The sequence below is a fragment of the Bacteroides cellulosilyticus DSM 14838 genome, assembly GCF_000158035.1.
Taxonomy (GTDB): Bacteria; Bacteroidota; Bacteroidia; order Bacteroidales; family Bacteroidaceae; genus Bacteroides; species Bacteroides cellulosilyticus.
This window is the reverse complement of the sequence record NZ_EQ973490.1, coordinates 1,890,626-1,907,004: the sequence shown is the minus strand read 5'-3', so window position 1 is coordinate 1,907,004 and position 16,379 is coordinate 1,890,626. Positions and strand designations below refer to the sequence as shown.

Genomic DNA, 16,379 nt, shown 5'->3' with positions numbered 1-16,379 from the left:
GGCGTTATTTTGTACAAAAAAAAGGCGGTTTCGTTACCGATGACCATACGTTCATCAACAAGTATGCGAAAATCCCGACAATCGATATCGTCCCTTACTATCCGGAAGGAGATTTCTTTGAGCATTGGCACACCGTGAAAGATGATATGGATGCCATTGATAAAGCTACATTGCAAGCAGTAGGACAAACTGTAATGCAAGTAATCTACAGCGAAAAATAAATCATAAATTATAAATCATAAATCTGCAACATGAGTATCAATGAATTACAAGACGAAGTGATCACCGAATTCAGCGACTTTGACGACTGGATGGATCGCTATCAACTCCTCATAGACTTAGGAAACGAGCAGGAACCGCTCGACGAAAAATATAAGACGGAACAGAATCTGATTGAAGGTTGCCAAAGCCGTGTATGGCTGCAAGCTGACGAAGAGGATGGAAAAATTATCTTCAAAGCAGAAAGCGACGCTTTGATTGTAAAAGGTATCATTTCGTTGTTGATGAAAGTCCTTTCCGGGCATACACCGGACGAAATTCTAAATGCCGATCTTTATTTTATTGATAAGATAGGATTGAAAGAACATCTTTCTCCTACCCGTAGCAATGGTTTGCTGTCTATGGTGAAGCAGATGCGGATGTATGCGCTGGCTTTCAAGGCGAAAGATAGTAGTAAATAAATAGAATGATAAGATGGTGGGATGGTAAGATGAATAAAAAACATGACTGATTCATCTTACCATCCCATCATCTCTCTATTCTTCTCCTTCCTGAAATTCCAAAATATCTCCCGGCTGACAGTCCAGCACTTTGCAAATAGCCTCCAGTGTAGAGAAACGGATAGCTTTTGCCTTTCCCGTTTTCAAAATAGATAAATTGGCAGGTGTAATATCCACCTTTTCAGCCAGCTCTCCTAAAGATATCTTTCGTCGAGCCATCATTATATCAAGGTTTACTATAATCATATAAATCACTTTTATCAAGGTTAGGATTAAATAGTCAGATCCTGTTCTTCCTTCATTTTCACACCTACGGCAAATATCTCGGTAAAGAGAACAATGACCACCAATGATACCCAATCTTCGGACATGCTGAAACCCTTTATTTCATACCCGGGCAGACTCACTTGTTTCACCACTTCAATATAATTCAGCCATTCCATCAACGCATTCAAGATACTAAAAGCTAATAAAGAATAAGTGAATACGCGCATTCTTACCACATTGTCATGAGTAAACACATTACGCTTCGATATGGAAATTAAAACCCGTATCAGGCAATAAATTCCGGCAAGAATAGCCAAAACAGCAAATGCACCAAAACAAAACACAATACTACTCCAGGTCGACGGAACAATAGCCACACTTACTTTATCTATTTTGTAAGGAAGGTTTTCATTCATTTTACTATTACGCAATGAATCCAATATTGTTGTTTCCAGAGGTCGTACCTCCACAGGGATACCTTCAGGCGTGTATAAGGCTGGCGTTTCCGCACGGGCACTTTTACTTCCCGCCAGAAAACTGTCACGTTCTTCTTGCCAACCGGCAGTAAAAGAAATGGCAAAATCTCCTACAATCACCAGTATCGCTAATATCCCCAATATTCTAAATTTCTTCATAATCGTATCATTTCTTTAAATTGTCAATTCCTGTTCTTCTTTCATTTTCAGTCCGATAGCGAAAACTTCTGCTACAATCAGGGCTGAAATCCCCAATACCAGAGAAGTAATATGCACCATATCCGCCATACTCAATGAATAACCTGTCACTGAAAAGACTTTTTCCACGTTATGAAAACTCAGAAACGCAAGAAGGAAGGTACATACAAAACCAATAATAAGCAGCACTCCTAAACGTCTGAGACGCCGGACATTCTTCCAATTGAATATATCGGATTTATTGATCGACACAATAAGACGGATAAAAAGTACTACAGCCCAGACAATGGCAACATAGTTTAAAATAAGAATCAGGAGAGAAACAATCCGTGATAAAACACTGGGTTGTGTATTCACACTGACTATCATTTGCCCGTAAGCAGCAGGTACATATTCACCGTTTTTTTCATTATAAACAGAATCAATCAAGATATCTCCGCCTAAATCTTTTGGTACCAGTTGCACTACTTGCACATTGCTGATCTCTTCTTTAGCCTTTGCATCAATCTTAGAGTCAAAACCTTTCTCGATCCCGGCCTTAATTCCCAAACCGACATAATAAGTAGTTTCTAAAACCGAATAACCCAGCACGAGTAATACGATCACGCAAAGAATATTCAATCTCCTTTTCATATTTCAGTAGTTGTATTAGATAATTTATAGGTATTCATCATTCTCCAGGACAATATAAACAAAAGGAAAGCAATTACGAGACCTGTCAGATAAGCTTTTTCTCCAATTAATTCACTGCTATATTCCACATCCGGGAATTTAAGAGCAAGATAGACAGAAAGGCTGTTGTTCATGATGTGAATCAGAATACAAGGTATCAGACTATGTGTCTTATAATAGATCCATGCAAGAATAAAACCGATCAGCGTAGCTCCTACCACTTGCGCCGGATTCATATGAAAGATACCGAATATCAGACCGGATATTAAGATAGCTACTACCGGATTATACTTCTTCAGAAGAACTTTAGTGATTGCTCCACGAAACAGTAGCTCCTCCAAAATGGGTCCCAATATAGCTACACAAATAATCCCTAACCAACCGGATTGCAATAAATCAAAAGTATCGCTCAGCCAGTCAGGCAAAAATGTGAGATGGGACATTAAAAAATCAATCAGATAAATCATGGAAATTCCCATCATAGCACTCCAGGATAAATAAGATACAGACACTGGAGAGTATAACCTCTTATCTCCTGTCAAATAGCCTTTTTGCCACAAATAAATCAGCATAAAAACAAATCCTGCCAGCAGAGTGGGAGCCAAGGCAAATTCGCTTGCTCTGTCTACAGTACCGTATTTTACATACGCATAGATCATAGTGAATGGCCCCACTGCCAATGCCCCGAGAATTTGCATCGCCAAGTAAATAAGAGCCAGTTTTATTGCAGTTTTCATCGTTGTCGTCCTTTAGAGTTTACAAAGATATATTTTCTCTATCAAATCATCAAACGGTAGCTCCTATACCGCAAAGAACAGCCATCAACATGGAGAGGGAAATCACTAATAAAGAGATACTCATAAATGCCTTTTTCATAATCGTCAACCTTTATATGTTTTGTTATTCAATAATAATTTATCGTTTTTCGATATGCAAATAAAAAGGTATTTTTTGAGACTAACAAGTAAAACAGAAAATATTTATCGAAAAACAATAAAAAAAGTACGTTTTTCGATAATCATACAAGAAATATAAACAGAAAAGGAGATATTAAAGATAACGGGAAGCTATTTCTTTATCTTTATGAAGCTGGGCAATCAGTTCATCTATGGAATCAAATTTCAACTCAGGACGGAGATAGCGGACAAAAGAAAGGCAGATATATTGCTCGTAAATATCTGAATGGAAATTAAATATATTCACTTCAATACTACGATCCGTACCGTTAGCCATTGTAGGACGATAGCCAATACTGAGCATACCGCCATAACTCTGACCTGCTACGGTAACGCGCACTGCATATACCCCATCAGAAGGAACCAACTTATCCGGATCATCCACCCGAAGATTTGCAGTAGGAAAACCTATTTTACGACCGACACGATAACCACTTACTACTATGCCATTCAAGAAATAATCATATCCCAGGCAAGAAGCAGCTTCCGAGACGTTACCTTCCGACAGTAATTGCCGGATAACAGAAGAGCTTACTGCAACATCCTTATCTATATATGCATGTGCAAGAATAACTTTTATCCCCAACTCCTGCCCATAGCGTACATAGTCATCAAAACCTTCACTACGGTTATGACCAAAACGATGATCGTATCCTATAACAAGGGCACGTATATTATAATGATTGTAGAGGAACAACATAAACTCCTTTGCTGAAAGAATGGCAACTTCAGGAGTAAAGTCAAGCATCATGCAATAGTCCAGACCGGTTTCAGCGAGCAAAGTAACCTTTTCTTCATAAGTGGTCAGTAATTCAGGGTGATACTCCGGCTGTACCACCTTGCGCGGGTGCACAGGAAAAGTCACCACCCCCGAAGCAAAACCATGTGCAACAGCTACTTCGCGCACCTGTTCAATCAGGTACCGATGTCCTCGATGTACTCCGTCGAAAAAGCCTATGGTAGCAACACAAGGCTGAGGAAGCACCTCCGGTATGTTACGAAGCAACTGCACTACTTTAATTTTTAATGGTTACTTAAACAGATGACTCCAGTCTTCACATGCTTTCGGCGTATAGGTAGAAATACCCAATGTTTCCGCCACACGACAATTCTCAGTAGAATCATCTATAAAGAAAGTTTCTTTCGGATCTATGCCTGTTTCCTCCAACAGCTTCTCAAAAATGGCAACGTCCGGTTTCACCATCTTCATTTCATAAGAAAGGAAAATTCTCTCAAAATAATCTTCTACCCGGAAAGCCTTATAGTGAAAAGCATGCTTGCAGGACCATTTCCAGTGAATTTCATTGGTGTTGCTCAATAGATAGACTACATATTTCTCACGCAGTTTCAACAACAAATCCAACTTATAGGTAGGAATACTTCCCAAAAAACTATTCCAGGCAGCATCTATACGGGCATCGGTCACTACCTTCCCTATTTGCTCACGAATCGCATTCCGAAACTCCGCACTGGTAATCAGTCCTTTCTCATGCTGTAAGAAGAAACCTTGCTGATGACAAACATCAAGCATAGCCTCTACATTGGGCATACCTAACTTTGCAAAATTCTCAATACAACGCTGGCGGTCCAAGTCAATCAATACGCCACCAAAATCGATAATAAGGTTTTTAATTCCTTTTTCTTTCATTTTATTTCTGAGTTAAACGTCGGATGAAACGTATCGCCTCACCCACCCATAATACCAGTGAAGTGGAAGCAATAATAATCACCCAAGTGACTAAATCAAGCGGCACAGTACGGAATACGGCACCACCGAACTGTACTATAAGGAACTGTCCTACTAAAATAGCAAGTACTATCAGTTCCATACCGTACGATTTGGAAATCCCTTTGAAAGCGGAGTCTGTAGTACCAAACACACGTGCATTGAAAAGGTTCCAGAATTGCAGCATCACGAAGAATGTGAAGAATATGGTCAAACGTTCCGGTGTCATACCGCCCTCGGCATGATTAAACCAGTACAACATTCCCATTAGTATAATCAGGAAAGCACCACCTACACCTAAAATATAGGAGCGCATGGCTTTCGAAATAATAAAGTCACTGCTACTGCGCGGTTTCTCTTGCATAACACTCTCGCTGGGCGGAATAGAAGCCAGAGCCAAAGCAGCAAAAGTATCCATAATAAGATTTACCCACAACATTTGAGTTACAGTCAGCGGTAATTCCGTACCTATCAACGAACCAAGCAAAACGATAAGCAAAGCCACAAAATTGATAGTCAACTGGAAGACAATGAAGCGCTGGATATTCTTGTATAGCGAGCGTCCCCACATCACGGCAGTACCGATACTATTGAAGGAATCGTCAAGCAAGGTTATGTCACTGGCTTCCTTGGCCACAGACGTTCCCGTACCCATAGAAAGACCTACCTGCGCATGATTCAGTGCAGGAGCATCATTCGTACCGTCTCCCGTTACGGCTACCACTGCACCTTTTTGTTGTAACAACTGCACCAGACGTTGCTTGTCTGTAGGACGCGCACGCGACATTATTTTCAGATCCATCACACGGTCGAGTGCTTCTTCATCCGTCAGTTCAGCAAAAGCAGCCCCTGTTATCCGGTTGCGTTCCGTATCTTCCGGTTTCCACAAACCAATCTGACGTGCTATTTCCGTAGCCGTACCCGGTGTATCTCCCGTAACAATCTTGATATCGATACCGGCCGACTGACATTTCAAGACTGCCGCAGGCACATCCTGACGGATAGGATCACTGATAGCAACCACACCCAGGAATGACAAATCATGATCGGCAACCAATTCCACACAATCCCTTGTATCCGTATCTTCCACGATCTTGAAAGCAAAACCAAGAGTACGCATCGCCATATTCTGATAACCCAGCAATTGTTTTTCTACCGTAGAGCGATACTCTACCGCATCTACCCGTTTGCCGTCCAGAATAACATCCTTACATTTGCCTAAAACAATTTCAGGAGCACCTTTCACGTACAATACCTTCTTACCCATCAAAGGAGACTTCACCAAAGTCGCCATGAATTTACGTTCGGTAGAGAAAGTCAACTGATCCACAACCGGAGCATTCTCACGTAATTCCAGATAATCCCGATTCCTGCTATTCAACCATAAAAGCAAGGCTACCTCTGTCGGGTTTCCGACTCCTTTCGGTTTTTCACCTTCGGCTATCTCTTCCAGAAAAGCAGTAGAATTGGTACTGATACCTTCTATCACCAGTTTGCTGATATCATCTTCACCGACTTCTCCACCATTTTTCAAACCATAGAAGCTCGGTTCATAAATTTGCATCAGATTCTGAGTCAATGTACCCGTCTTATCCGTACAAATCACTGTAATTGCCCCCATCGTCTCGCAAGCATGCATTTTGCGAACCAGATTATTGGTAGAAAGCATACGGCGCATATTCAATGCCAGACTGAGCGTCACACTCATCGGCAACCCTTCGGGCACTGCAACCACAATCAGGGTTACTGCCATCATAAAGTATTGCAAGGTAGCTTTCAATGCCGGAAGCCAGTCTGCAAAAGTGTGGAAGGTTGAAAAAGGATATACCAGTATTACATCTTTAATAAAGAAAATGGCAAATGCCAGTCCGGCCACCGAGAAGCCGATCTTACCAATCAGATTGGCAAGTTTGGTAAGCTGTATGTTCAGGGGAGTAGGTTCCGTACTCTGTTCCGTACTTTGTCGGGCCACTTTTCCGATTTCCGTATCATCGCCCACACTGAGCACTCGCATTGTCCCATGACCGTCCACAACGGTAGTACCACGCAGCACACGATTGGAAGCATACGTAGCTTCTTCATCAAAATCCGCTTCTACAGTTGTTTTATTTATAACGGGTTCACCGGTCAGATTTGATTCATTCACCTGCAAAGATATGGCTTCCAGCAGTTCACCGTCAGCCGGTATTTCTTCTCCTGTTTCCAGGACAATAATATCTCCTACCACCACATCTTTCCGAGGAATTTCCTGCACACGACCATTACGGATAACTTTCACCAAAGTTTCCTCATTTACTGCATTCAGCAGATCAAATTTTTTATTGGCGTCATATTCAAAGAAGAAACCGATTCCCGTAGCCAGCAATATAGCGGCAATAATACCGATTGTCTCGGCATATTCATTCTCTACGATCGAGATGATCAAAGAAAATAGTGCAGCCACTAAAAGCACCCTGACAACAGGATCCTCAAACTTTTCAAGATATAACTTCCACAGGGAGGGACGCTTGGGGGGCGTTAACAGATTGACTCCGTACTTTTCGCGGCTTTTTCTTACTTCGTCGTCAGTAAGTCCGCCATGATAAAAATCATCCTTCATTGCAGTCATGCAAATTGTTAGCTTTAATTAAGAGCCGCAAAAATACAATATTAATTTGGGATAGCGAATGTTATTAAATCTTTTTATAAGTTAGTCTTGCCATCAATCTCCGTGCCTTGTTCCTTAATCTGGCGTCCATTAATCGGGAGGGTAAACCAGAATGTAGATCCCTTACCGTATTCAGACTCCACACCAATCTTTCCACCCAACTTACGAATTATCATTTCGCAGATAGCCAGCCCCAGACCGGTACCTTTCTTATTCTGTTCTACCCGGACAAAACGTTCAAAAATATGATTTACCTTATCTTCCGGGATACCACTTCCGGTATCTTTCACATAAAAATAAAGACCTTCAGCACAACGATTATAGCCAAAAGTAATGCTACCCTCATCTGTAAACTTCACAGCATTGGTCATAAAATTGGAAACCACTTGTTGCAAACGATTTCTATCGGTATACATAACACATTCATCGGGAGGTGTTTGCCTGATAATCTGAATAACGGCAGATTTATCTTCCAGTCTCATACGGAACAATTGTTCTATATCAAACATCAACTGATTGACATCTACCTCCGAGAATGTAAATTCCAATGTACCTGCCTCTATTTTTGAAAGGTCAAGAATATCAGCAATCAACTGCTGCAACAACTCGTTGTTAGAATGCACTATTTCCAGAAATTGCGCCTTCTCCTCTTCCGTACTGGCAGAAGCCAGCAATTCGGAGAAACCGACAATGGCATTCAACGGTGTACGTATCTCATGGCTCATATTGGCAAGAAAAGCTGATTTGGAGCGATCTGCATTTTCCGCTTTTTCACGGGCTCTGTTCAATTCCGCTTCCGCTTTCTTCAGTCGGGTAATATCATGTACAGTAATTACCATACCCTCCTTATCGTCTATTTCCATGTATTCACCGGAAACATACGTATCACATTCGGCTACTTCGCCCCTCCTATCCCGTATATCGAGTATAGCTTCTAAATCCGTGAAGCTACTTTTAGCACGAAATGTTTCCTCAATCTTCTTTCGGATAGGACAACTGCCGCAAAGTTCATGTGTTCCGCAACCGCCTTCGGCAGACAATGCATTGTTACAACGCAATAAATCTCCCACACGAGCCAATCTGCCTTCCGGTTGACGGGCTTTGGTGATATCATAGTAATTCGTCCGGGTTACTACAAAATCCCTATCTATCAAAAGAATAAAAGCATGGACATTTTGCATAATAGAACGAAACAGTTCTTCGGAACCGCGTAATGCTTTCCTGGCATTTCCTGCTTTAAGCAGCAGGCGTCTACTTCTACCAAGTTCAAATACATATAATAACAGTACTCCTACAAGCACCGCCATACCGACCAGAATTAGTATCGTCATAAAGAGTTCATTTACAATAAATACGAAACAAATATATCTCTTTCAAAGCAAAACCGGAAACAAAAAGGCGGGATTTATTGTTATTTATACAGAAAACCTAAAAAATAGTTTTATGGACAAGTACATTTGCACCGTTTGTGACTACGTTTACGACCCAGAGCTGGGCGATCCGGAAAATGGCATTGAGCCGGGAACATCGTTTGAAGATCTTCCTGAAGATTGGGTTTGCCCGCTATGCGGAGTTGGAAAAGAAGAATTTGAGAAAGCGTCCTAAGACGCTTTCTTTTCTTTTACATCACTACTAGCCTCTACTACATTCACCACATAATCACCCAATTTCTCACATTCGGCGATAATGTCCATATAGTAAACGCCCATCTGATAATCATATTCCTTGTTATTCACATCCAGAATATTCTGATTCTTCAGCTGATTGCGATAGTTATTAATTTCATTCTCAATATTGAATGACTTATTCACGTCGATGCTTTGATGCTCGGAACGCTCTACAACGACAATCATTTGTGCCAACGCATCATCCGTCAGTTTCATCATAAAGTGAATATGGTCATATTGCTTTTCCGTGAAATCCTGATTAGTCTGACGCTTGCGATTGATAGTACGCGCAAGATTATAACAGCTATCACCGATACTCTCAATTTCAGTTACTTCACGAAGCATTGCACGAATCTGAAGCTTACTCTCCGAACTCAAACGCCCGTCAGACACCTGGTTCAGATAATTGGCTATCTCCAACTCCATATTATCACTGATATTCTCATATTTTTCGATACGGCTGAACAGCTTATTATAATCATCGTCCTTATCCGTATGCAACAAATCCTGTACCATATTAAACATACGGTGAGTACGTTCCGCAAACAGATGAATTTCCTTGCGTGCCTGCAAAATGGAAAGCTCCGCTGTAGAAAGCATGCCACCGGAAATGAAGCGGAGACGATATTCCTCATCAGCTTCTTTCTGCGGAATGATGGCACAAACCGTACGCTCTATCAGTTTTACAAACCAGATCAGCAGCAATACATTGCAGATATTAAAGCAAGTATGGAAAGCCGATAACTTAAATGAAACAGCTACGGCAGGATCTTTCGTTCCCATCACATTTTCCACAAACCAAGATACGGCACTCGTAAACGGAGTGAAAAGGCAAAGTACCCAGATAACGCCGAAGACATTGAACACCAAATGAGCCAATGCAGCCCTCCTCGCCTGCGTATTACCGGTCAATGCGGCAAGATTGGCAGTAATGGTGGTACCGATATTCTCTCCCAATACCAATGCAGCCCCCAATTCAAAGCTAATCCATCCATTAGCACACATGATAAGCGTAATTGCCATCGTTGCCGCCGATGCCTGCACAATCATAGTCAGGATAGTACCGATAAACACAAACAACAGAATAGAAATATATCCCATATCGGTATAGCTTTGCACAAAGGCCAACATTTCCGGATTTGCTTTCAAATCCGGCGCATTGGATTGCAGCATGGAAAGTCCCATAAATAGGAAAGAGAAACCGAAAATAAATTCACCGATAGACTTACGATGACTTTTTTGAGAAAAGAGAAGAGGAATGCCGAAGGCCAGTAGAGGAAGTGCGAAAGCGGCTATATCAACTTTGAAACCTAATGCCGAAATAATCCATGCTGTAACGGTAGTACCGATATTGGCTCCCATTATTACGCCGATGGATTGGGATAAAGTTAACAGTCCAGCGTTTACAAAACTCACTACCATAACGGTAGTTGCGGAAGAGGATTGAATCAGTGCTGTGACCAGCACACCCGTCAGTACACCGGTTACCCGGTTGGTAGTCATTGCCGTTAGAATTTTCCGGAGCCTGTCACCGGCAAACTTTTGAAGTCCTTCACTCATTATCTTCATTCCGTACAGGAATAATGCCAGCGAGCCAAGCAGCTTTAAAAAATCATAAAAAGAATATTCCATCTTTAATTAATTAGAAGGTTTTATGCCACATCTGTTATTATATCTATATTTAACGTATTAATCACCTAAAAAGGAGACGTCATGAAACACATGTTACAAATTTGTTGCAAAAATAATAATATTTCTAAAGAATTCCCCATCGGGAGTTCACTTTTGGATATTTATTACGGTTTTAATCTTAATTTCCCCTATCAGGTTGTCAGTGCAAAAGTTAATAACCGATCCGAAGGGCTGAACTTCCGGGTATACAATAATAAAGATGTAGAATTCCTCGATATACGTGACTCTTCCGGTTTGCGGACGTATGTGCGCAGTCTTTGCTTTGTGCTGTACAAAGCTGTCAACGAATTGTTTCCGGACGGCAAACTATTTGTAGAACACCCTGTATCCAAAGGCTACTTCTGCAACTTGCGCATTGGGCGCACAATTACGCTGGAAGATGTATCCGCCATTAAAAAGCGCATGCAGGAAATCATAGACAAAAATATCACCTACCGCCGCACGGAATGTCACACAACCGAAGCTGTGCGCATCTTTAATGAACGGGGGATGACAGACAAAGTAAAGTTGCTGGAAACTTCCGGCTCTATCTATACCTATTATTATTCATTAGAAGATACGATTGATTATTATTATGGTAATCTACTGCCCAGCACCGGCTTTATCTGGCTGTTCGACATTGTGAAATATTACGATGGGCTGTTGCTTCGCATTCCCAACAGGCAAAATCCTAATGTATTGGAAGAAGTCGTCAAGCAGGAAAAAATGCTGGATGTATTTAAGGAACATCTGCGTTGGAATTATATCATGGGATTAAGCAATGTCGGTGACTTTAACCTCGCCTGTGAAGAAGGACATGCCACTGATTTAATCAACGTAGCAGAAGCACTGCAAGAGAAAAAGATAGCTCAGATTGCCGATGATATCTATAATCGGGGCGAAAATGGCAACCGTGTAAAACTGGTACTTATCTCCGGCCCGTCCTCTTCAGGTAAGACCACCTTCAGCAAACGTCTTTCCGTACAACTTATGACAAATGGTCTTCGCCCATACCCCATCGCCTTGGACAATTATTTTGTGAACCGCGAAGACACTCCGAGAGACGCTAACGGAGATTATGACTACGAATCGTTGTATGCACTCGATCTCAAAAAGTTCGAGGAAGACCTGAAAGCTTTGTTACGAGGCGAAGAAATTGATCTACCGAGTTTCAACTTCTCTACCGGACAACGGGAATACAAAGGGGACAAGTTACGGATTGACGAACATACCATCCTCATTCTGGAAGGTATTCATGCATTGAACCCGGAACTCACTCCGCAGATACCGGCAGAAAACAAATATAAGATCTATGTATCTGCCCTGACTACCATTTCTCTGGACGACCACAACTGGATACCCACAACGGATAACCGCCTGTTGCGCCGTATCATCCGCGACTTCAACTATCGGGGATATTCGGCACGCGAAACCATCTCCCGCTGGCCCAGCGTGCGTGCCGGAGAAGACAAATGGATCTTCCCTTACCAGGAGAACGCCGATGTGATGTTCAACTCCGCACTACTGTTTGAATTTGCCGTATTGCGTTGCCACGCTGAACCGATACTGACCAGCGTCCCACGCAATTGTCCGGAGTATGCCGAAGCATACCGGTTGCTGAAATTCATCAAATACTTTACTCCGGTACAAGATAAGGAAATCCCGCCAACATCACTTCTGCGTGAGTTCCTGGGAGGGAGCAGTTTCAAATACTAATCCTTGCCATCTATCCTACCCGAGCCGTACCTGCACCGTACCCGCTCCGTAGTTGCTCCGTACTCTATAGATACGAAGGAGGTACGGAGCGAGTACGGAGAAGATATGGAGATAACACGGAGAAGATACGGAGATCATACGGAACAGTATATAATTCCATGTACCCTAATCATCAGAAAAATGAGATAAGTCAAGTTTTTAAGCGCTTTTCTTGTACAACCTACAGAAGAATGTCTTAACTTTGTAAGCAAATAAAATGAATCATATATGAGAAAGATAATTACCCTACTCTTCTTAGCCGCTTTCTGCATTTGCAGCCAAGCCTATTCACAGAACCGTGCCGATGAACTAATGAAACAAGCACAGGAAAGTCTCGCAAAAAAAGAATATATCAAAGCCCGCTATCTTTTCCTCCAGGCTTACAATGCTTTTTCCTCTCAGGCAAAGTATGATAAAGCAGTAGAATGTGGTGTCAACGCCAGTGCTCTCTACCATCGGGAAAACTATTATAAAGAAGCTTTTGAACTGTTGCGCGGTGCCGAACTATTGGTTACAGACGGTGAGCAGAAAAGTGGCAAGACGATGCCCGACCTGCGTTTCCGTATCAATAAGGAACGCCTGCAAATGTATATCAACCTCAAGAATCCTGCCCGTGCCAAAGAACAACTGGTCAAATTGGAAGAGACAGCCAAAGCAGCCAAAAATGATTCACTCAACAATGATTTGCTTTACACCCAAGCCAATTACTACTATACCTTTGGGATGAACTCACAAGGAGATGCTTATATCAACCGTCTGATCAGTCAATATAAGGAACAGAAGAATTATGCAAAGGTAGACGAGTCATACAAAACCTTGATCGATATTGCCCGCAAGGCAAACAATGCCGGACTGGTAGCCCGTACGTACGACAAATACATTCTTTGGAGCGACTCGGTAAAAGCCCTTACCGCCCAAGATGAACTAAACGTGCTGAAACGTAAATATGACGATAGCCTGAAAACTATTGAGGAAAAAGACAGTTCACTATCCGCCAAGCAGTACATTATCATCGGACTTTGCATCCTTGCCGGACTACTGGCCACCGCACTGGTATTAGCCGGTATCGTATTGCTTCGTTTTGTCCTTCTTACCCGGAAACAAAAGAAAGCCATACAGATAGCCAATGAGCACAATGAACTGAAAACTAAGTTTATCCAGAATATCTCCTCACAAATGGAGCCGACACTGAATACTCTAGATACTACCTTACCGGGCGTCCGTGCACTGAAAGGCTTTGCTGAGCACATTCAAGAGTTGTCCGATTTAGAAAGCACGCTCTCTGAAGCATACGAAATGCGTGAAATCAATATCAACACTTTCTGTGAAAGTGTTATGGATAAGATAAAAAGCGGTCTGAAGCCAGACATAGCCACTGCCGTGAATGCTCCGAAACTCAGTGTCAAGACCAATCCGGAGCAACTTGAACGTATTCTTCTCCATTTGCTGAATAATGCAGCCGAGTTTACCCCTGAAGGTGGTAAAATCTGGTTAGACTTTAAAAAGCGCGGAGCACACACCCACCAATTCATTGTCAGTGATACAGGAAGTGGTATTGCCGAGGAGGAACAAGCAGACTTGTTCAAACCTTTCACTAAAGTGAAAGACCTTACAGAAGGGGATGGTTTAGGATTGCCCATTTGCTCTCTGATTGCCACAAAAATGAATGGTAGCCTGACATTGGACAGTAGCTATACCAAGGGCTGTCGCTTCGTTCTGGAGTTACATACCTGACAAAAAAACATACTTTAATTCAATACCCCCCTATTTATGAACTCAAGTTCATAAATAGGGGGGTACTTATTTTACAGACTGACATTACATTGTTTTATCATTAGAAACGGGTACTTTTGCAGGCTGCAACAACAAATGATAAATCAATGAAAGTCACTACCTTAGCTGCACTATTACTCGCATATTGCATATTAGTGGCTTGTACTCGTACCAGTCCGAACGCCCAACTTGTACAAGCAGATTCCCTCATGCAAAAATCTCCCGACAGTGCCTTACATTTTTTAGAAAAAATCTATCCGGAGAAATTAAAATCATTAGAAGACCAGGCGTACTATGCTTTGTTAGTGACACAAGCACAAGATAAGAACTACATTTTCCAAGAGAATGACTCCCTTATACGTGTAGCAGTGCAGTATTATGATTCCATTAAAAGTACATCTATGCAGGCAAAAGCCCATTATTACTGGGGATGCATTTGGAGGAACAGAGAAATTTACCCGCAAGCCTTAAGCAGATTTTTCACTGCCATATCCTATGCTCAAAAAACTTCTGACCATAAGTTAACCGGATATATATACAATAATATAGCCAACCTATACTTTCTACAGAAATTATATGAACAGGCTGATTCAATCTATCAAATTACAGAGAAAATAGCTATTCAAGAAAAAGATTCCGGTCTTTGGGCAGATGCTTTATCACAACGGGGTATGATTGCTATTGACAGAGGAAAGGAATACTACCATGAAGCAGAACAGGAAATACTTCACGCATTCAAAATATCACGCCATATTGCTCAAAAAAAGATGGTAGCTAAAACAGCTTATTCATTAAGTCTACTGTATGGACGCATGAATATGGGAGAAAAAGCTGTAGAATTTGCCAAGTTAAACCTCAACAATCAAGAAACTTCAAACACCTTAGATAGGGCTTATTTAGTTTTAGGTGATGCCTACTACAAAATAGCCTTATATGATTCTGCATCCATTTTTCTAAATAAAAGCCTTTGCAGTGAAGATGAATATACAAAGGCTGGTGCTTACATGCGTTTAGCTGATATAGCAAAAAAGCAAGGGAAATTAGAAACAGCACTCGAAATGGAAAGAAAATATTCTTTCTATCTGAATCGTGTTCAACAAAAGCAACAGAATGTAGCAATTGTCACAACCGAGAAAAATATCATAATACAACGTAAACAATTAGAATACAAAGCTAATTTAAACCAATTCTATTATTATATGATTATCGGAATAGCGATTTTCCTATCGTTATTCTTCATTTTATGGAAAAAACATAGAAAGGAAAAAAGCAATTTCGAGCAAAAGGAAATAGAACTAAATAAGAAATTAGAAGATTTACTCCAACAGAAGAACGAACAAATCAATCTTTTGCAAGAAGAAATAGCGCGGCACAACAACAATCAAGCAGAAAGAGACAGTTTAAAAGAAGAACTGCATAGACTGAAAACAGAACGCCAAGCCTTGCTCAACGAATCTTATGAACATTCTGAGGTTCACGTAAAGATGAAACGAATTATTCAAGCATATAAAAAGACAGATAAATCAAGCGAACATTTCAATGAAGAAGACTGGAAACAACTAATAGCAGAAACTGATGTACGTTGGAATAACATTACCATCCGCTTAGCTGCAAAGTATCCCTTATCTCAAGATGAGATATGTCTTTGTTGCCTGCATTTAACAGATATACCCACTAGTCATTTCAGATATCTAATGGAATGTAGTAGAGATGCCATATATAAAAAAGGTAAAAGAATACTGGAACAAAAGATGAAATGCACTGATAAATCAATTTCACTCCGGGATTTCTTAGAACAATTTCTATAAAAATAAGGGAAAATGCTCCAATAGCAAGACGTTTCCCTACATTT

General features: G+C 41.2%; 15 protein-coding genes. 6 read left to right on the top strand and 9 right to left on the bottom strand.

Annotated features, from left to right (window positions below; genetic code table 11):
• Both BACCELL_RS11350 and BACCELL_RS11345 read left to right on the top strand, forming a co-directional pair.
• Positions 1 to 221: M28 family peptidase (locus BACCELL_RS11350; RefSeq protein WP_007211930.1), on the top strand; the 221-nt coding region annotated here is incomplete at its 5' end.
• A 30-nt stretch (positions 222 to 251) separates the two neighbouring features.
• Positions 252 to 680, top strand: coding sequence for a SufE family protein (locus BACCELL_RS11345; protein ID WP_007211929.1), 429 nt, complete (start codon positions 252 to 254; stop codon positions 678 to 680).
• A gap of 75 nt (positions 681 to 755) precedes the next feature.
• Here the strand turns inward: BACCELL_RS11345 and BACCELL_RS11340 are convergent, their stop codons facing one another.
• The 8 genes from BACCELL_RS11340 to BACCELL_RS11305 form a co-directional block, all read right to left on the bottom strand.
• Positions 756 to 965 (bottom strand): helix-turn-helix domain-containing protein, encoded by a 210-nt coding sequence (locus BACCELL_RS11340; protein WP_007211928.1) that lies wholly within the window; start codon positions 963 to 965, stop codon positions 756 to 758.
• 26 nt (positions 966 to 991) lie between these two features.
• On the bottom strand, positions 992 to 1,621 hold the full coding sequence (locus tag BACCELL_RS11335) for a DUF2975 domain-containing protein (RefSeq protein WP_007211927.1): 630 nt from the start codon (positions 1,619 to 1,621) through the stop codon (positions 992 to 994).
• A gap of 15 nt (positions 1,622 to 1,636) precedes the next feature.
• Complete coding sequence (locus BACCELL_RS11330; RefSeq protein WP_007211926.1) at positions 1,637 to 2,293, bottom strand: DUF2975 domain-containing protein; 657 nt, start codon at positions 2,291 to 2,293, stop codon at positions 1,637 to 1,639.
• On the bottom strand, positions 2,290 to 3,069 hold the full coding sequence (locus tag BACCELL_RS11325) for a CPBP family glutamic-type intramembrane protease (protein ID WP_007211925.1): 780 nt from the start codon (positions 3,067 to 3,069) through the stop codon (positions 2,290 to 2,292). Before BACCELL_RS11325 ends, BACCELL_RS11330 begins: the two co-directional genes overlap by 4 nt.
• Before the next feature lie 313 nt (positions 3,070 to 3,382).
• Positions 3,383 to 4,300, bottom strand: a complete 918-nt coding sequence (locus BACCELL_RS11320; RefSeq protein WP_007211923.1) for a bifunctional riboflavin kinase/FAD synthetase — start codon at positions 4,298 to 4,300, stop codon at positions 3,383 to 3,385.
• A gap of 18 nt (positions 4,301 to 4,318) precedes the next feature.
• Complete coding sequence (locus BACCELL_RS11315) at positions 4,319 to 4,936, bottom strand: HAD family hydrolase (protein ID WP_007211922.1); 618 nt, start codon at positions 4,934 to 4,936, stop codon at positions 4,319 to 4,321.
• Position 4,937: 1 nt separating this feature from the next.
• Entirely contained in the window at positions 4,938 to 7,622 is a 2,685-nt protein-coding gene (locus BACCELL_RS11310; protein ID WP_007211921.1) for a calcium-translocating P-type ATPase, PMCA-type, read from the bottom strand.
• Positions 7,623 to 7,696: 74 nt separating this feature from the next.
• The gene (locus tag BACCELL_RS11305; protein ID WP_007211920.1) at positions 7,697 to 8,992 is read right to left on the bottom strand and encodes a PAS domain-containing sensor histidine kinase; all 1,296 of its coding nucleotides are present in this window, start codon (positions 8,990 to 8,992) and stop codon (positions 7,697 to 7,699) included.
• A 112-nt stretch (positions 8,993 to 9,104) separates the two neighbouring features.
• Here BACCELL_RS11305 and rd point away from each other — a divergent pair, with 112 nt between their 5' ends.
• Positions 9,105 to 9,266, top strand: a complete 162-nt coding sequence (rd, locus tag BACCELL_RS11300) for a rubredoxin (protein WP_007211919.1) — start codon at positions 9,105 to 9,107, stop codon at positions 9,264 to 9,266.
• On the opposite strand, the gene BACCELL_RS11295 is transcribed toward rd, so the two are convergent.
• Complete coding sequence (locus BACCELL_RS11295; RefSeq protein WP_007211918.1) at positions 9,263 to 10,960, bottom strand: Na/Pi cotransporter family protein; 1,698 nt, start codon at positions 10,958 to 10,960, stop codon at positions 9,263 to 9,265. The two genes, rd and BACCELL_RS11295, sit on opposite strands and share 4 nt — an antisense overlap.
• An 81-nt stretch (positions 10,961 to 11,041) precedes the next feature.
• On the opposite strand from BACCELL_RS11295, the gene BACCELL_RS11290 reads away from it, so the two are divergent.
• The 3 genes from BACCELL_RS11290 to BACCELL_RS11280 all read left to right on the top strand — a co-directional run bounded on the left by BACCELL_RS11290 (position 11,042) and on the right by BACCELL_RS11280 (position 16,335).
• On the top strand, positions 11,042 to 12,715 hold the full coding sequence (locus BACCELL_RS11290; protein WP_007211917.1) for a nucleoside kinase: 1,674 nt from the start codon (positions 11,042 to 11,044) through the stop codon (positions 12,713 to 12,715).
• Positions 12,716 to 12,982: 267 nt separating this feature from the next.
• Positions 12,983 to 14,488 (top strand): sensor histidine kinase, encoded by a 1,506-nt coding sequence (locus tag BACCELL_RS11285; RefSeq protein WP_007211916.1) that lies wholly within the window; start codon positions 12,983 to 12,985, stop codon positions 14,486 to 14,488.
• Positions 14,489 to 14,634: 146 nt separating this feature from the next.
• Positions 14,635 to 16,335 carry a hypothetical protein gene (locus tag BACCELL_RS11280; RefSeq protein WP_007211915.1) on the top strand — a complete coding sequence of 567 codons (1,701 nt, stop codon included), beginning with the start codon at positions 14,635 to 14,637 and terminating at the stop codon, positions 16,333 to 16,335.
• Positions 16,336 to 16,379 lie beyond the last annotated feature (44 nt).